This is a genomic window from Pseudomonas sp. UBA6753 (assembly GCF_002453565.1).
Classification (GTDB): domain Bacteria; phylum Pseudomonadota; class Gammaproteobacteria; order Pseudomonadales; family Pseudomonadaceae; genus Aquipseudomonas; species Aquipseudomonas putida_Z.
In genome coordinates, this window is sequence record NZ_DKHD01000043.1 from 76,193 (window position 1) to 95,133 (window position 18,941).

Genomic DNA, 18,941 nt, shown 5'->3' on the forward strand with positions numbered 1-18,941 from the left:
ACAAGCTATTCAGAATGATAATGATTGTCAAATGCGAAATGTAATTGGTAACCGTGCATTTCGGTTCTAAGCCTGCGGCACCGGGCTTGCCCGCGAAAGGGCCTGCGTGATGCCCTTGCCGGTGCCATGGCACGCTAATTTCTCCCCCCGCCCATCCGTTCCCCTGTGTACACCTCAGGCCGCCACATGCCGCTGCGCCCACGTTCGCGCAGCAGCCGGCCCGCCCCAAACAGACACTGGCAGGAACACCCCATGACGGACGCCTTCGAACTCCCGCTCTCGCTGGTCCAGGCCCTGGCGCAACGCGCCGCACAGACCCCGGACAAAGTCGCCTTGCGCTTTCTGGCCGACGCTCCCGGCGAGCAGGCCGTGCTCAGCTACCGGGACCTCGATCAGCGTGCGCGCACCATCGCCGCTGCCTTGCAAACCCGGGCCAGCTTCGGCGACCGCGCGGTGCTGTTGTTCCCCAGCGGGCCAGACTATGTAGCGGCGTTTTTCGGCTGCCTGTATGCCGGCGTGATTGCGGTGCCGGCCTACCCGCCGGAGTCCGCGCGCCAGCACCACCAGCAGCGCTTGCTGTCGATCATCGACGACGCCGAGCCGCGCCTGCTGCTGACCGTCGCGGCCCTGCACGACAGCCTGCAAGGCCTGGATGCCCTGGCGGCGGCCAACGCCCCCGAACTGCTGATGGTGGATAGCCTGGACCCGGCACTGGCTGCGAATTGGCGCGAGCCCGCGCTCAAGGGTGATGACATCGCCTTCCTGCAGTACACCTCCGGCTCCACCGCACTGCCCAAGGGCGTGCAGGTCAGCCATGGCAACCTGGTGGCCAACGAACAGCTGATCCGCCAAGGCTTTGGCATCGACCTCAACCCCGACGATGTGATCGTCAGCTGGCTGCCGCTGTACCACGACATGGGCCTGATCGGCGGCCTGCTACAGCCGATCTTCAGCGGCGTGCCCTGTGTGCTGATGTCGCCGGGCTACTTCCTGGCCCGGCCGCTGCGCTGGTTGCAGGCCATCAGCGAGTACGGCGGCACCATCAGCGGCGGCCCCGACTTCGCCTACCGGCTGTGCAGCGAGCGGGTCAGCGAGGCCTCCCTGGCCGGGCTCGACCTCAGCCGCTGGCGGGTGGCCTATTCCGGCTCCGAGCCAATCCGCCAGGACAGCCTGGCGGCCTTTGCCGACAAGTTCCAGGCCTGCGGCTTCGACCCGCAGAGCTTCTTCGCCAGCTACGGGCTGGCCGAGGCGACCCTGTTCGTCAGCGGCAGCCGCCGTGGCCAGGGCATCACCGCGCTGGAGCTGGACGCCGAAGCCTTTGCCGACAACCGTGCGGAACCTGGCAAGGGCAGTGTGCTGATGAGCTGTGGCTACCCGCAGCCCGGGCATACCGTGCGCATTGTCGAACCACAACGCCTGCAGGTGCTGGGGGACAACCAGGTGGGCGAGATCTGGGCCGGCGGCCCGAGCATCGCCCTGGGCTACTGGCGCAACCCCGAGGCCAGCGCCCGCACCTTCGTCGACATGGACGGCCAGACCTGGCTGCGTACCGGCGACCTTGGCTTCATGCGCGAAGGGGAAGTGTTCGTCACCGGGCGCCTGAAGGACATGCTGATCGTGCGCGGGCAGAACCTGTACCCGCAGGACCTGGAAAAGACCCTCGAGCGCGAAGTGGATGTGCTGCGCAAAGGCCGGGTGGCAGTGTTCGCCGTCGAGCAGCAAGGCGAGGAGGGCATTGGCGTGGCGGTGGAAATCAGCCGCAACGTGCAGAAGTCGATCAAGCCCCACGCGCTGATCAAGACCCTGCGTCAGGTGATCGCCGACGCCTGCCGCCAGGCCCCGGCCGTGGTCCTGCTGCTGAACCCCGGCGCACTGCCCAAGACCTCCAGCGGCAAGCTGCAGCGTTCTGCCTGCCGCCTGCGCATGGACGATGGCAGCCTGGACTGCTACGCCCGCTTCCCTGAGGTGAGCGAGCCCGTTGCCACGGATGCCGCTGGCGATGAGCTGCAGGCGCGCATCGCCGGTGTGTGGCGCGACATCCTCAAGGTCGAGGCGGTGGCGGCATACGACCACTTCCTGCTGCTGGGTGGCAACTCCATCGCCGCCACCCACGCCACCGCACGCCTGGCCGATGAATTGGGTATCGAGCTGGGCCTGCGCACCCTGTTCGAGGCGCCGATACTGGCTGACTACGCCAAGGCCGTGGCCGCGATCATCGCCGAAGGCGGTGGCCGGGTCGGCGCCATCGCTACCCTGGAACGCACCCAGGCGCTGCCCCAGTCGCTGGCGCAAAACCGCCTGTGGTTGCTGTGGCAGTTGGACCCGCAGTCGGCGGCCTACAACATTCCGGCCGGCCTGCAGTTGCGCGGCGAACTGGACGAAAACGCACTGGAAGCGGCCTTCCAGGCGCTGGTGGCGCGCCATGAATCGCTGCGTACCCTGTTTGCCGAAGAGAACGGCCAGGCCCTGCAGCGCATCCAGGCGCAGCAGCCGTTCGACCTTCGCCGCCTGGACCTCGAAGGCCAGGCCGCTGAACAGGTCGCCGCCCAGCGTGAAGCCGAAGCTCGCCAGCCGTTCGACCTGACCCGGGGGCCGTTGCTGCGGGTGACCCTGGCGCGCCTGGACGATGAACACCATCAACTGTGGGTGACCCTGCACCATATCGTCGCCGACGGCTGGTCGCTGAACATCCTGCTCGACGAATTCGCCAAACTGTACGCCGCCCATTGCCAGGGCCTCGAAGCCAACCTGGCACCGTTGACCCTGGGTTATGCCGACTACGGCACCTGGCAGCGACAGTGGCTGGCCGCAGGCGAGGCCGAGCGTCAGCTGCAGTACTGGCAGGCGCGTCTGGGGGATGAACTGCCGGTGCTCGACCTGTGCACCGACCACCCGCGCACCAGCCAGCGCGACCACCGCGCCGCCCGCTTCAACCTCAAGGTACCGGCCAGGCTCACCGAAGCGCTCAAGGGCCTGGCCCGCGAACAGCAGGCCAGCCTGTTCATGGTCCTGCTGGCCGGCTGGCAGGCGCTGTTGCACCGCTACAGTGGCCAGGCCGATATCCGTGTCGGCGTGCCCAACGCCAACCGCCCGCGCCTGGAAACCCAAGGCATGGTCGGCTTCTTCATCAACACCCAAGTACTGCGTGCGCAACTCGATGGCCGCCTGCCGTTCGACCAGTTGCTGGCCCAGGTGCGCCGGGCCACCCTGGATGCCCAGTCCAACCAGGACCTGCCGTTCGAGCAACTGCTCGAAGCCTTGCCCGAGGCTCGCGAGCAAGGCCTGTTCCAGGTCATGTTCAACCACCAGCAACGTGACCTGTCTGCCCTGCGCCGCCTGCCGGGCCTGCTGGCCGAAGAGCTGCCGTGGCACAGTCGCGAAGCCAAGTTCGACTTGCAGCTGCACAGTGAAGAAGACCACCAGGGCCGCCTGAGCCTGGCCTTCGACTATGCCGCCGAATTGTTCGATGCCAGCACCGTCAAGCGCCTGGCCCAGCACCTGCTGGCCCTGCTCGAGCAGGTGTGTGCCGGGCCGCAGCGGGCGCTGAGCGAGGTGCAATTGCTCGACGAGCCTGGCCGCGCGCAACTGCTGAGCTGGGGCGAGGCACCCGCTGCGGCGCCGCAGCGCCTGCTGGTCGAACAGCTCAATGAGCAGGCACGCCTGACCCCGCAGCGCACCGCCCTGGTGTGGGACGGTGGCAGCCTGGATTACGCCGAGTTGCACCAGCAAGCCAACCGTCTGGCCCACTACCTGCGTGACAAAGGCGTCGGCCCCGACACCTGCGTGGCCATCGCCGTCGAGCGTTCGCCGCAGCTGCTGGTGGGCCTGCTGGCCATTCTCAAGGCCGGTGGTGCCTATGTGCCGCTGGACGTCGATTACCCGGCCGAGCGCCTGGCCTACATGCTCGCCGACTGCAACGCTGGCCTGTTGCTGAGCCACAGCAACCTGCTGGGCAAGCTGCCACAGGTGGACGGCGTCAGCGCCATCGCCCTCGACCAGCTGCACCTGGACAGCTGGCCAAGCCATGCCCCCGGGTTGCACCTGCATGGCGACAACCTGGCCTATGTGATCTACACCTCCGGCTCCACCGGCCAGCCCAAGGGCGTGGGCAATACCCACGCGGCACTGGCCGAGCGCCTGCAATGGATGCAGGCCAGCTATGTGCTGGACGACAGCGACGTGCTGATGCAGAAGGCGCCGATCAGCTTCGACGTTTCGGTGTGGGAATGCTTCTGGCCACTGGTGACCGGTTGCAAGCTGGTGCTCGCCGGCCCTGGCGAGCACCGCGATCCGCAGCGCATCGCCGCGTTGGTGCAGGCCCATGGCGTGACCACGCTGCACTTCGTGCCGCCGCTGTTGCAGGTGTTCGTCCAGGAGCCGCAGGCGGGTGCCTGCAGCAGCCTGCGCCGGCTGTTCTCCGGTGGCGAAGCGCTGTCCGCGGTACTGCGTGACCGCGTGCTGCAGGTGCTGCCGCAGGTGCAGTTGCACAACCGCTATGGCCCGACCGAAACCGCCATCAACGTCACCCACTGGCACTGCCAGGCCACCGATGGCGAACGCTCGCCGATCGGCCGCCCGCTGGGCAATGTGCTGTGCCGTGTGCTGGACGACGAGCTGGAACTGACCGCCCCCGGTGTGCCGGGCGAGCTGTACCTTGGCGGTGCAGGCCTGGCCCGTGGCTACCTGGGCCGCCCGGGCCTCACCGCCGAGCGCTTCGTGCCCCAGGCCGACGGCAATGGCGAGCGCCTGTACCGCAGTGGCGACCGCGCCCGCTGGCAGGTGCAGACCGAGGCGCTGGAATACCTTGGCCGCCTCGACCAGCAGGTCAAGGTGCGTGGCTTCCGTGTCGAACCCGAGGAAGTCCAGGCCTGCCTGCTGGCGCAGCCGGGGGTCGAACAGGCGCTGGTGCTGATTCACAAGGATGCCGTAGGCGCGCAACTGGTCGGCTACTACAGTGGCAGCGCCCAGCCTGATGCATTGCTGACGGTGCTGGCTGAACAACTACCGGCCTACATGGTGCCTGCACAACTCATCCCGCTGGCGCAGATGCCGCTGGGCCCCAGCGGCAAGGTCGACCGCAAGGCGTTGCCGGCCCCGGTGTGGCAGCAGCGGGAGCACATCGAGCCGCAAACCGAGTTGCAGCAGCAGGTCGCTGCCATCTGGCGTGAAGTGCTGAACCTGCCGCGCATCGGCCTGCAGGATGACTTCTTCGCCCTCGGCGGCCATTCGCTGCTGGCCACTCAAATTGTCTCGCGCACGCGTCAGGCCTGCGATGTCGAGCTGCCGCTCAAGGCCCTGTTCGACGCCAGCGAGCTGGGCGCCTTCTGTGCCGAGATCACGCGTATCCGTGCTGCCGGTGAGCGCAACCTGCAAGGCGCAATCACCCGTGTCGACCGCCGCCAGGCGGTACCGCTGTCGTACTCCCAGCAGCGCATGTGGTTCCTCTGGCAAATGGAGCCGGGCAGCCCGGCGTACAACGTTGGCGGCATGGCGCGCTTGCGCGGCACCCTGCATGTGGATGCCTTCGAGCGTGCGTTGCAGGCGCTGGTGGTGCGCCACGAAACCCTGCGCACCACCTTCCCCAGCATCGATGGCGTGCCGTATCAGTGTGTGGCCGAAGACAGCAGCCTGCACCTCGACTGGCAGGACTTCAGCGCTTTGCCCGCCGATGCCCGCCAACAACGCCTGCAACAACTGGCCGACGACCAGGCGCACCAGCCGTTCGACCTGGAGCGCGGTCCGCTGCTGCGCGCCTGCCTGGTCAAAGCCGAAGAGCGCGAGCATTTCTTCGTGCTGACCCTGCACCATATCGTCACCGAAGGCTGGGCGATGGACATCTTCGCCCGCGAACTGGGCGAGCTGTACGAGGCCTTCGTCGATGACCGCGAATCGCCGCTGGCGCCGCTGCCGGTGCAGTACCTGGACTACAGCGTGTGGCAACGGCAATGGCTGGAAAGCGGCGAGGGCGCCCGCCAGCTGGCCTACTGGCAGGCCCGCCTGGGCGATGAGCACCCGGTGCTGGCGCTGCCTGCCGACCGCCCACGCCCGGCAGTGCAGAGCCACCGTGGCGAGCTGTACCGCTTCGAGCTCGACCCGGCGCTGGTCGCCCGCGTGCATGCCTTCAACAGCCAGCGCGGCCTGACCCTGTTCATGACCATGACTGCCACCCTGGCCGCCTTGCTGCACCGCTACAGCGGCCAGCGTGACCTGCGCATTGGCGCGCCGGTGGCCAACCGCATCCGCCCGGAAAGCGAAGGGCTGATTGGCGCGTTCCTCAACACCCAGGTGCTGCGTTGCGAGCTGGACGGCCAGATGAGTGCCGCACAGTTGCTGGAGCAGGTACGCCAGGTTGCCATCGAAGGCCAGTCGCACCAGGACCTGCCGTTCGACCAGCTGGTGGAAGCCCTGCAGCCACCGCGCAGCAGCGCCTACAACCCGCTGTTCCAGGTGATGTGCAACGTGCAGCGCTGGGCCTTCCAGCAAAGCCGCCAGCTTGCCGGCATGCAGGTGGATTACCTGGTCAACGACGCCAGCGCCACCAAGTTCGACCTGTACCTGGAGGTGACCGACCTCGACGGCCGCCTGGGTTGCTGCCTGACCTACAGCCGTGACCTGTTCGACGAACCACGCATCGCACGCATGGCCGAGCACTGGCAGCAATTGCTGGCCGGCCTGCTCGACAACCCGCAACAGCGCCTGTGCGAGCTGCCGATGCTGAGCAGCGCCGAGCAGCAGGTGCTGGCGGGCCAGTTGCAGGGCGAGCAGGATCTCGCACTCGACCAGACCGTGCACGGCCTGTTCGCCGCCCAGGCTGCGCGCACGCCACACGCTGGCGCGTTGACCTTCGCTGGCCGGCACATGACCTATGCCGAACTCGACCAGCAGGCCAACCGCCTGGCCCGCGCCCTGCGCGAGCGTGGCGTCGGCCCGCAGGTGCGCGTGGGCCTGGCGCTGGAGCGTTCGCTGGAAATGGTCGTCGGCCTGCTGGCCATCCTCAAGGCCGGTGGCGCCTACGTGCCGCTCGACCCCGAATACCCGCTCGACCGCCTGCGCTACATGATCGAAGACAGCCGCATCGGCCTGCTGCTCAGCCAGCGCACGCTGCTGCAAACCCTGGGGCAGTTGCCCGAAGGCGTGGCGCGCTGGAGCCTGGAGGACGACAGCGCCAGCCTGTCGGCCTACAGCGATGCGCCGCTGGACAACCTCAACCTGCCGCAGCACCAGGCCTACCTGATCTACACCTCCGGTTCCACCGGCAAGCCCAAGGGCGTGGTAGTCAGCCACGGCGAGTTCGCCATGCATTGCCAGGCGGTGATCGACGCGTTCGGCATGCGCAGCGATGACTGCGAGCTGCACTTCTATTCGATCAATTTCGACGCCGCCAGCGAACGCCTGTGGGTGCCGCTGCTGTGTGGCGCCCGCGTGGTGCTGCGCGCCCAGGGGCAGTGGGGCGCCGAAGACATCTGCCAGCTGGTGCGCGAGCAGCAGGTGAGCATCCTCGGCTTCACGCCCAGCTACGGTAGCCAGTTGGCGCAGTACCTGGCCGGGCAGGGCGAACAGTTGCCAGTGCGCCTGGTCATTACCGGTGGTGAAGCGCTGACCGGCGAACACCTGCAGCGCATCCGCCAGGCCTTCGCGCCACAGCAGTTCTTCAACGCCTACGGGCCGACCGAAACCGTGGTCATGCCGCTGGCCTGCCTGGCACCACAGACACTGCCGGCAGAACTGGGCAGCGTGCCGATCGGCCGCGTCATCGGTAGCCGCACGGCCTACATCCTCGACGAAGACCTTGCCCTGTTGCCGCAAGGCGGCATTGGCGAGCTGTATGTCGGCGGTGCCGGCCTGGCACAGGGTTACCACGACCGCCCGGGCCTTAGTGCCGAGCGCTTCGTCGCCGACCCGTTCGGCAGCGAAGGCGGGCGCTTGTATCGCACCGGTGACCTGGTGCGCCTGGGCAGCGATGGCCTGGTCGAGTACGTCGGCCGCGCCGACCAGCAGGTGAAGATTCGCGGTTTCCGTATCGAGCTGGGCGAAATCGAAAGCCGCCTGCAGGCGCATGCCGATGTCGACGAAGCTGTGGTGCTGGCCCTCGACCTGCCGGGCGGCAAGCAACTGGTGGGTTACCTGGTGTGCGGGCAGGCCGCTGCCGACAGCGAGGCCCAGGGCCTGCTGCGCGACGCGGTGAAAGCCGATGCCCGCCAGCACCTGCCGGACTACATGGTGCCGGCGCACCTGGTGCTGCTCGACAGCCTGCCGCTGATGGGCAACGGCAAGCTCGACCGCCGTGCGCTGCCGCTGCCGGACCTGGAGCAGGCACGCCAGCAGTACCAGGCGCCTGGCAACGAGGTGGAAGCGCAACTGGCGCAGATCTGGCGCGACGTGCTCAACGTTGCCCGGGTTGGCGTGCAGGACAACTTCTTCGAACTGGGCGGCGACTCGATCCTGTCTATCCAGGTAGTCAGCCGGGCTCGTCAGGCCGGCTTGCAGTTCACCCCGCGCGACCTGTTCCAGCATCAGACCATCCAGACCCTGGCCGCCATCGTTCAGCGCAGCGAAGCCGCCAGCAGCATCGAACAGGGCCAGCGCCAGGGCCAGGCCGGCCTCACGCCGATCCAGCACTGGTTCTTCGACAGTGAAGTGCCACAGCCGCAGCACTGGAACCAGGCTGTTCTGCTGGAGGCGCGCAAGCCGCTGGATGAGGGGATACTGGAGCGAGCCTTGGCCGCCCTGGTGCAGCACCACGACAGCCTGCGCCTGCGCTTTGGCATGGCCCAGGGCCGCTGGCAGGCCGAATATGCTTCGCCTGCCACCGGGCAATTGCTGTGGACAGCCACGGTCGCCGACTTCGCCGATTGCCAACCGCTGTACACCGACCTGCAACGCAGCCTCGACCTGGAACAGGGCCCACTGTTGCGCGCCTTGCTGGTTAATGACGGGCAGGGCGGCCAGCGCCTGTTGCTGGCGATCCATCACCTGGTGGTCGATGGCGTGTCGTGGCGTGTGCTGCTGGAAGACCTGCAAGCGCTGTACCGTGGCCAACCGCTGCCGGCCAAGACCCACGCCATCGGCGACTGGGCCGCACGCCTGGCCAGCTATGCCGGCAGCGATTCGTTGCGCGACGAGCTGGGCTGGTGGCAAGGCCAGTTGGGGGGTGTGCGTCGTGAACTGCCATGCGATCACCCGCAGGGCGGCAACCTGCACCGCCACGCCCGTACCCTGGCCATCGGCCTGGATGTGGCGCAGACCCGGCAGTTGCTGCAGCAGGCCCCGGCGGCCTATCACACTCAGGTCAACGACCTGCTGCTGACCGCGCTGGCGCGTGCCCTGTGCCGCTGGAGCGGCGATGAAGAAGTGCTGGTACAGCTTGAAGGCCATGGCCGTGACGGGCTGTTCGAAGACATGGACCTGACCCGCAGCGTCGGCTGGTTCACCAACGCCTACCCGCTGAGCCTGCGCCCGCTGCCAGGCGAGGACGATGCGGCGCGGGCAGGCTCGATCAAGCGCATCAAGGAGCAGTTGCGCCAGGTGCCGCACAAAGGGCTGGGCTACGGCGTGCTGCGCTACTTGGCCGATACGGCAGGGCGCGAGCAGATGGCGGCCTTGCCGCAGGCACGCATCACCTTCAACTACCTGGGCCAGTTCGACCAGCAGTTCGACAGCACAGCCCTGTTCCAGCCGCTGGACGCCCCGGCCGGCCTGGCCCACGACCTCGATGCACCGCTGCCCAACTGGCTGAGTGTCGATGGCCAGGTGTATGGCGGCGCCCTGCAACTGCGCTGGACTTTCAGCACCGAACGCTACGACGAGCGGACCATCGCCAGCCTGGCCGAAGCCTATCGCCAGGAGCTGCTGGCGCTGGTCGAACATTGCCTGGCTGATGGCAACGGCAGTTTCACGCCATCGGACTTCCCGCTGGCGCACCTGACTCAGGCGCAGATCGACGCATTGCCGGTAGCGGCAGCGCAGATCGAGGACGTCTACCCGCTGACGCCGATGCAGGAGGGCATGCTGCTGCACACCCTGCTGGAACCAGGCACTGGCCTCTACTACATGCAGGACCGCTACCGCATCAACAGCGCGCTCGACCCCGAACGCTTCGCCCAGGCGTGGCAGGCGGTGGTGGCGCGCCACGAGGCGCTACGCGCATCGTTCAGCTGGAACACCGGCGAGGCGATGCTGCAGATCATCCACAAGCCGGGCAACACGCCGGTGGACTACCAGGACTGGCGTGGCCTCGACGACGACGCCCAGGAGCAGCGCCTGCAGGCCCTGCACAAGCAGGAGCGCGAGGCAGGTTTCGCCCTGCTCAGCGAGGCGCCGTTCCACCTGCGCCTGGTGCGTGTGGCCGACGAGCGCTACTGGTTCATGATGAGCAACCACCACATCCTCATCGATGCCTGGTGCCGTTCGCTGTTGATGAACGATTTCTTCGAGATCTACCAGGCCCTCGGCGAGGGGCGCCAGGCCCGCTTGCCGGTGCCACCGCGCTACCGCGACTACATCGGCTGGCTGCAACGCCAGGGCCTGGACGACGCGCGAGCCTGGTGGCAGGCCAACCTGGCCGGCTTCGAACGTGCCACCCCCATCCCCAGCGACCGCCCGCTGCGCCACGACCATGCCGGTAGCGGCATGATCGTCGGCGACTGCTATACGCGCCTGGCGGTGAGCGACGGCGTGTGCCTGCGCGAGCTGGCCCAGGCCCACCAGCTCACCGTCAACACCTTCGCCCAGGCGGCCTGGGCCCTGGTACTGGCGCGCTACAGTGGCGACCGCGACGTGGCCTTTGGCGTGACCGTGGCCGGGCGCCCGGTGAGCATGCCGCAGATGCAGCGTACCGTCGGCCTGTTCATCAACAGCGTCGCCCTGCGCGTGCAATTGCCGGTGGCGGGTGAGCGCTGCAGTGTGCGCCAGTGGTTGCAAGGCCTGCTGGAGCGCAACATGGAGCTGCGCGAGTATGAATACCTGCCGCTGGTGGCGATCCAGGAATGCAGCGAACTGCCCAAGGGCCAGCCGCTGTTCGACAGCCTGTTCGTGTTCGAGAACGCGCCGGTGGAAACTGCCGTGCTCGACCACGCCCAGCACCTGAATGCCAGCTCCGACTCGGGCCGTACCCACACCAACTTCCCGCTGACGGCGGTGTGCTACCCGGGCGATGACCTTGGCCTGCATCTGTCGTTCGACCAGCGCTACTTCGACTACCCGACCGTCGAGCGCCTGCTGGCCGAGTTCAAGCGCCTGCTGCTGGCGCTGGTGCAAGGCTTTGAAGGGGAGATGAGCGCACTGCCGTTGCTGGGCGCCGAAGAGCAGCGCTTCCTGCTGGAGGACTGCAACCGTACCGCGCGCGCCTATCCACTGGAACAGAGCTACATCGCGCAGTTCGAGGCGCAGGTGGCCGCACATCCGCAACGTACCGTGGCCCGCTGCCTGGACGCGTCCTACGACTACGCCGGCTTGAACCTGGCGGCCAACCGCCTGGGCCATGCCTTGATCGCGGCGGGTGTGAACGTGGACCAGCCGGTGGCACTGCTGGCCGAGCGTGGGCTACCGCTGCTGGGCATGATCGTCGGCAGCTTCAAGGCAGGCGCCGGCTACCTGCCACTGGACCCGGGCCTGCCGGCGGCGCGCCTGCAAAGCATCATCCAGCTCAGCCGTACACCCGTGCTGGTGTGCAGCGCGGCCTGTGCCGGGCAAGGGCGGCAGTTGCTGGGCGAGCTGGAGGCGGCGGTGCGGCCGCAGCTGCTGGTCTGGGAAGACATCCAGGCCAGCCCGGTGGCCAGCCACAACCCCGGCATTCACAGCGGGCCGGAGAACCTCGCCTATGTGATCTACACCTCAGGCTCCACCGGCTTGCCGAAGGGGGTGATGGTCGAGCAGCGCGGCATGCTCAACAACCAGCTGAGCAAGGTGCCGTACCTAGCGCTCGGCGAGCAGGACGTGATCGCCCAGACGGCCTCGCAGAGCTTCGACATTTCGGTGTGGCAGTTCCTTGCCGCGCCGCTGTTCGGCGCCCGGGTGGAGATCGTGCCGAACGCCATCGCCCATGACCCGCAGGGCCTGCTGGCGCATGTGCAGGCCACCGGCATCAGCGTGCTGGAGAGCGTGCCGTCGCTGATCCAGGGCATGCTGGCCAACGACCACCAGGCCCTCGATGGCCTGCGCTGGATGCTGCCGACCGGCGAAGCCATGCCACCGGAGCTGGCGGCGCAGTGGCTGCAGCGCTACCCGCACATCGGCCTGGTCAATGCCTACGGCCCGGCGGAGTGCTCCGATGACGTGGCGTTCTTCCGCGTCGATGCCGCCTCGACCCGTGGCAGCTACCTGCCGATCGGCACGCCGACCGACAACAACCGCCTGTACCTGTTCGGCGAGGACCAGGCGCTGGTGCCACTGGGTGCGACAGGTGAGCTGTGCGTGGCCGGCACCGGCGTGGGCCGTGGCTATGTCGGCGACCCGGTGCGCACGGCGCTGGCGTTCATTCCCCATCCATATGGTGCGCCGGGCGAACGCCTGTACCGCACCGGCGACCTGGCGCGGCAGCGCCCGGGCGGGGTGCTGGAGTATGTCGGGCGCATCGACCATCAGGTGAAGATTCGCGGCTACCGCATCGAACTGGGTGAAATCGAAGCCCGCCTGCACGAACAGCCGGAGCTCCGCGACGCTGCCGTTGGCGTGCAGGAGGGCGTCAATGGCAAGCACCTGGTGGGTTACCTGGTGGCGCATCAGGGCGTTGCAGCCGACGCTGCGTTGCTGGAACAGCTCAAGCAGCGCCTGCGTGCCGAGTTGCCGGAGTACATGGTCCCACTGCACTGGGGCTGGTTCGACAGCCTGCCGCACAACGCCAACGGCAAGCTCGACCGCAAGGCCCTGCCGGCCATCGACATCGGTGGCCAGCACAGCCAGGCCTACCAAGCGCCGCGCAATGAGCTGGAAGAGGTACTGGCCGGTATCTGGGCGGATGTGCTCAAGGCCGAGCGGGTCGGGGTGCACGACAACTTCTTCGAGCTGGGCGGACATTCGCTGCTGGCCACCCAGATCGCCTCGCGGGTGCAGAAGCAGCTGCAACTGAACGTGCCGCTGCGGGCGATGTTCGAGTGCAGCACGGTGGAGGAGCTGGCGGTGTATGTGCAGGGGCTGCAGGGCAGTGTGCTGGATGACGACAAGGTCGACCGGCTCAGTGACCTGATGGCCGAGCTGGAGGGGTTGTGACCTGAGCGGGTGAGGCCTGCACCGCCCCTGGATTGGTGCACAAAAGTTGAAATTGCTGGGGCCGCTATGCGGCCCTTTCGCGACACAAGGCCGCTCCTACAGATACGGCGTTGTTCTCGAGGCTTGGCGCTGCACCTGTGGGAGCGGGCATGCCCGCGAACACCGGCGCAGCCGGTGCCATACCTGCAACCCCACCTTTCCCATGGTTCTTCGCCATCATGATGCGGCCCCGATTTTTTCCTGCGACATCGACGCATTGATGAATGCTTCATCATAAGAGTTCGCATGGTAGCGAGCGAGAAACTCATGAGCATTCTCAAATGGCTCGAGGTGTTGATGAGCGAGCATGTAGAAACGATGGCAGTTTGTGGCAATTTCCTCGGTATAGTGAGATGAAATCAAAACACTAGCCCCGTTTTTGCACGCGTTTTTTATACCTAGCCAGATGTGGTGTCTGAATTCTGGGTCTACCCCCGCAGTAGGCTCGTCGAGGATGATCAGATCGCTGCCCATGAGCAGTAGCGTCAATGTGACAAAACTCCGGACTTCGCCATAGCTGCAAGTAGATGCCTTCTTCTTGTAGATTTCAGCATACCGTTTCGACAGGGAAGGTGACCATTCAGAGAGGCGTGAAAGCACCTCGCAGTGATCCGGTGCTGACCTGGAATTTAAATGTGTAATCAGTTGGTAGACTTCGCTCATCCTGAGCAAGGGCGGTGGTGTCAGTACTTGAGTCAGATAAGCCTGCTGTCTGGATGAATTTATGATTGTGCCGTTGCTTGGTTTTCTGATGTTGCAGATCAGGTCGAAAAGCGTGGTCTTTCCTGCTCCGTTACTGCCCAGTACGCCAACGGCTTCTCCTTTTTTCAATTGTAGCGTGATGTTCTGTAGTAGAGGGCTGCTGTTGTATGAAAAGTCCAGGTTTTTGATGGTGAGCAGGTGCATTTTAATAGCGGCTCCATGCGGGATGGATTCTGAATAGCTTTCCTGTTGCATAGAGTCCCGCTGTTGAAATGGCAAAAGCTGTCAGAAAGCTAATGGCAAGTGGTATCTCTCCGGTAATTATTTTTGTGCTCAGGTGCAAGGGGTTGATCAACGTTGACCAGTGGGTCAGTTCGTCTTGTGTGGCGCCCAAATAACCGGAAAGTAACATCAGGAATGAAAGTAGCGAAAATAGCGTCCCGGCTGTACTGAATTTGATGGGCATCGCTGCGATTGCCAAGCCGATGCAGGAGAATATCAGGTAACTCGTATAGAACGCGGCTGTAAGGTACAGGAGTTCTGATAGCGAGTAGGATCCGTATAGAGGCTTGGAGGCGAAGTAGAAAAAGCTGGAGTACACGACACTGACCAATGTGTAGCTGACGGCGTGCGATGTGAGGAAAAGTGCAATTGCCTCGCGTTGGTAAATGAATGACCGGACAAAGCCACTTTCTCGTCGCCCGACTAGATAAAAGCCGAGGCCGAAGAAGGCAACGTTTGCAGCGATGTAGGCGTAGAACCACGCAGCAGAGGATATATAGAGAGAGTCTGGTGGCGCTGCAAGGTAACGGCTTTGCCTCAGTAGTATGAACATCAAGCAAGGCGCCGCCGCTGTCCACAGCAACGCAGTGGGTTCTCGCAGGTGTTCCAGGATCAACACCTTGGTGATCATGAGGATCTGTTTTGTTCGCGTTATGGGGTATGGCTTTTTGTTCATTTTTCTCGCCTTTAGTGTCTTCGCGAATGCAGGGGGTAAGGTTTTATATTCATGCTGCATGTACGTCAAGTTTGATGGAGGCGATGTATTGGCGGGGGTGTAATCTAGTTGTTTGAATTGCAGTTGGTATTGTGGGATCTATCTGAGGGGTATGTCTGATCGAGACCTGTTCACTGATCATGGGAGTGAAAAATACTTCTGTTTTTGTAGGGCGGATCTGAAGTTGTTGTGGGATTGTTATATGTTTTATTGCCGGGCGTTGTTTCCCGATGATCGGTTAGGAAAAGTGTTTGTCGCCTTGGGTGGTATAACTTAGTGTTGCCAAATGTAAAGTTGGCCATTGGCTGGCATCTGGGCCGATATGCTCAAGGACGAGCTGGAGGGGTGGTGACCAGAGCAAGTGAGGCCTGCACCGCTCCTACAGATACGGCGTTGTTTTCGAAGTTTGGCGCTGTACCTGTGGGAGCGGGCATGCCCGCGAACACCGGCGCAGCCGGTGCCATACACCGCGTTGACTTCTTCCCGGGCTTGCCCGCTCCCACAAGGCCGCCACAGCCTTGTGCTGCGAATGGGCTGCAAAGCAGCCCCGCCAATCTCACATCAGCGCTTGCCGAGAATCTTCCCAAGCAACTCCGGCCGCGGCGCACCTTGCTGGCTCTGCAGGTTACCCTGGTCATCCTGATAGAAGATCGCCGGGGTCGCCTGCAAGCCCATTTCTTCCATCAGCGCCATGTTCGCCGCCAGCTTCTGCTGCACCGCCTCTGGCACCTGCTCCAGTGCCTTCAAATTGCTGGCCTTGCCCGCTTTTTCATGCTCGTGCAGTGCCTTGACCGGGTCTTTCGCCGCCAGCAGCGCCGCCGACTTGCCCGGGCTGTCCTCGCGGATGATGCCGACCATGATATGGCGCAACTGCACCTTGCCCGACTCCACCCATGGCCGCGCCTGTTCCCAGAACATGTTGCAGTACGGGCAGTTGGGGTCGCTGAACAGGTACACCTTGCGCGGTGCATCGTCCTTGCCGTCGGCGATCCAGGAGGTTTTCTCCATCTTCGCCCAGATTTCCTTGCTCATCGGCGCATACACCAGCTTTTTCAGCGGCTCGGCACTGAGGTCGTTGCCCTGTTCGTCGAACAGGCTGCCAACCAGTACATGCTTGCCGTCAGGGGTGAGGTACAGCGCCAGGCCGTTGTTCTGGTACTCGGCGGCATACCCGCGCAGGCCGTTGGGGGCGTCGAAGCTGCCTTTGATCACGGCACCCTTGGCTTGCAGTTGCGCAATCGCCTTGGGCAACTCTTCGGCCTGCAGGGTAGGGGCAGCCAGCAGGGCCAGGGACAGGGGCAGCAGTGCAGTCAGTCGCATGTCAGTTTCCTTGTGCGGCAGGGGCGGGCGCGGTGGCCCGGTCGAAAGGCTCCAGGGCGTGGCGCAGGCTGGCCCGGGACAGCTCGCCCAGATGGCTGCCGACCAGGCGCCCGTCGGCGTCGTAGAACAGGGTGGTGGGCAGGGCCATGGAACCGACGCGCTGGGCCAGCAGACCGGTGCCGTCGAACAGCACGTGGGTCAGGCTCAGGCCGGTGGTGGCGAGGAAGGTGCTGACGTTTTCCGGGGTCTCGCCCTGGTTGACGAACAGGAAGGTCACGTGCGGGTAAGCGCTTTGCGCCTGTTGCAGCACCGGCATTTCGCGTCGGCAGGGTGGACACCAGGTGGCCCAGATGTTGATGACCAGCGGTTTGCCGCGGTAGCTGTGCAACGCTACGGATTGGCCGTTGGCCTTGCGCAGGCTCAGCTCGGGCAGTTCGGTGCCCTTGCTGTACAGGTGGCCACCGAGGCTGGCCAGGCCCCAGAACAGCGCGCCGCTGAACAGCGCCCAGCCCAGCGGGCGGCGCAGGCCGGGATGGCGCCAGCCCTGCCACAAGGCGCCGAGCACGATGCCGGCAAGGCCCGACCAGAACAGGAAGCCGCCATCACGGATATCGATGATCTGCAGGGGGTCGTCCTGGTACATCGGCCAATAGGCCAGCACGAAGCCGGCGCGTGCGCACAGCAGGCCGATCAGGAACAGGTTGAACAGTGCCGATTCCGGGCTCTCGCCGCCACGCCGGGCGACCCACCAGCCGACCATGCTGGCGATCACCAGGGCGGTGAGCATCAGCAGGTGGTTGAGAGCCATGGTCAGTGGCCCGAGGGTTACGGTCAGCATCAGCCTTGGCTCCTGGTCTGGGTCCAGTGTTGCAGGAAGGCGGCTGCATCCACCTCACCAGTGATGCGCCGCGCGCGGCGTTCGTCGCCTTCCGGGCCGACCCAGATGATGCTGGGCGGGCCAGGTACCTGGTAGCGCTGCAGCAGGGCCTGGCTGGCCGGGGTGTCGGCGGTCACGTCCAGGCGCAGCAGGTGCACACCGGCCAGGCCGGCCTGCACGTCGCTGCGGGCGAACACCTGTTTTTCCATGACCTTGCACGACACGCACCAGTCGGCATAGTAGTCGAGCATCACCCACTGGCCACGGGCCTTGGCTGCATCCAGTTCGCGTTGCAGGTCCTCGGGGCGGCTGACGGTGACGAAGGCGTCCTCGGTGTGCTGGCCGGTAGCCGGCGCAGCGCCGCTACCGGCGAACGGGCGCAGCGGCTGCCAGAGGTCGTCGCCACCGGCCGCCGCACCCACCAGCAGCAGGCCGCCCCACAGGGCACCCAGCAGCGGCAACGCGCGCAACGCCGGCAACCGCTGCAGGGCCGGCCAGGCAGCCCAGGCCAGGGCGATCAGCAAGGCGCCGCTCAGGGCCAGCAGCAATGCTGCGGGCAGCAGGCTGCGCAAGGTGTATAGCGCCATGCCCAGGAACACGAAGCCGAACACGCCCTTGACCCGGTTCATCCAGGCACCCGGGCGGGGCAGGAAGCGGTTGCCGAGGGTTACCAGCAACAGCAGCGGCACACCCATGCCCAGGCCGAGGCTGAACAGCACCAGCGCCCCCTGCAGCACGTCGCCGCTCTGGGCGATGTACAGCAGCGCGCCGGCCAACGGCGCGGTCATGCACGGGCCCATCAGCAGGCCGGACAGCGCGCCGAGCAGCGCCGCACCATACAGGTTGCCACCACGGGTGCCTTGCCCGGCGCGGTCGAGGCGGTCACGCACGGCGGCGGGCAGTTGCAGTTCGAAGGCGCCGAACATCGGCAGGGCCAGCAGCACGAACAGCCCCGCCAGGCTGCCCAGCAGCCAGGGTTGCTGCAGCCAGGCCTGCAGGCTGGCACCCAGCAGCGCGGCGACCACGCCCAGGGCGGCATACACCAGGGCCATGCTCAGTACATAGACCCCGGCCAGTATCCAGCCGCGCCGGGCACTGGCGCCATTGCCCATTACCAGCCCGGCGAGGATCGGCAGCATCGGCAGCGAGCAGGGGGTAAAGGCCAGCAACAGGCCCAGGCCGAAGAACGCCAGCAGGCTCCAGGCCAGGTGGCCTTGTTGCAGGTCGCTGGCCAGGGCCTGGTCACTGGCTTGTTCGGCTGCCGGCGCCACACTGCCACCCAGGTCGACCAACGTGGTTTGCGGCGGGTAGCACAGGCCGGCGTCGGCACAGCCCTGCCAGCCCAGGCGCAGTTGGCCCCGGGCATCGGCCGGTAGCAGCAGTTCGAGCTGGTCGCGGTACACCGCACTGTCGCCGAAGAACTCGTCGTGGTGGTTGAGAGCGGCCGGCAGTTGCGGGTGCTGTTCGGCAGGCAGGCCGTCGAACTTCAGGCGTTTCTGATACAGGTAGTAGCCAGGCTGGATCTGGAAGAACAGGCGCATCTGGCCGTCGGCCTGGCGGTCGTGGGTAAGCACGAAGGCCTGGTTGACCGGCAGGAAGTCCGGTTTGACATCGAACGGGTTGGCCTGCAACGGGCCGGCCAGCAGCAGTGTCAGGAAGAGCAGGAGGACGCGCATGTCTTCGCCTTGGCAGTACGTTGAAAGGGGTCATGCTGGCTTGGGTCGATTAACCCAAGGTTAACTCTGGTTTTTGGTCAGGGGGGCGCATCAGGGCTTGGAGGTGTATGCCATGGGATGGTCT

The 18,941-nt window shown here is 65.5% G+C and carries 6 protein-coding genes; 1 reads left to right on the forward strand and 5 read right to left on the reverse strand.

What is annotated here, in order from left to right:
• Nucleotides 1-252 precede the first annotated feature (252 nt).
• Complete coding sequence (locus B2790_RS17125) at nucleotides 253-13,206, forward strand: non-ribosomal peptide synthetase (RefSeq protein ID WP_286919289.1); 12,954 nt, start codon at nucleotides 253-255, stop codon at nucleotides 13,204-13,206.
• 216 nt (nucleotides 13,207-13,422) lie between these two features.
• Here the strand turns inward: B2790_RS17125 and B2790_RS17130 are convergent, their stop codons facing one another.
• From B2790_RS17130 to dsbD, 5 genes are all read right to left on the reverse strand, one after another.
• Nucleotides 13,423-14,151, reverse strand: a complete 729-nt coding sequence (locus B2790_RS17130; protein ID WP_286919290.1) for an ATP-binding cassette domain-containing protein — start codon at nucleotides 14,149-14,151, stop codon at nucleotides 13,423-13,425.
• A 1-nt stretch (nucleotide 14,152) separates the two neighbouring features.
• Nucleotides 14,153-14,905 (reverse strand): hypothetical protein, encoded by a 753-nt coding sequence (locus tag B2790_RS17135; protein ID WP_286919291.1) that lies wholly within the window; start codon nucleotides 14,903-14,905, stop codon nucleotides 14,153-14,155.
• A gap of 600 nt (nucleotides 14,906-15,505) precedes the next feature.
• Nucleotides 15,506-16,264, reverse strand: a complete 759-nt coding sequence (dsbG, locus tag B2790_RS17140; RefSeq protein ID WP_286919292.1) for a thiol:disulfide interchange protein DsbG — start codon at nucleotides 16,262-16,264, stop codon at nucleotides 15,506-15,508.
• Between the two features lies 1 nt (nucleotide 16,265).
• Nucleotides 16,266-17,102 (reverse strand): TlpA disulfide reductase family protein, encoded by an 837-nt coding sequence (locus B2790_RS17145; RefSeq protein ID WP_025340001.1) that lies wholly within the window; start codon nucleotides 17,100-17,102, stop codon nucleotides 16,266-16,268.
• Nucleotides 17,102-18,817, reverse strand: coding sequence for a protein-disulfide reductase DsbD (gene dsbD, locus B2790_RS17150; protein WP_286919293.1), 1,716 nt, complete (start codon nucleotides 18,815-18,817; stop codon nucleotides 17,102-17,104). The genes B2790_RS17145 and dsbD overlap by 1 nt, the downstream gene beginning before the upstream one ends.
• Between the last annotated feature and the right edge of the window lie 124 nt (nucleotides 18,818-18,941).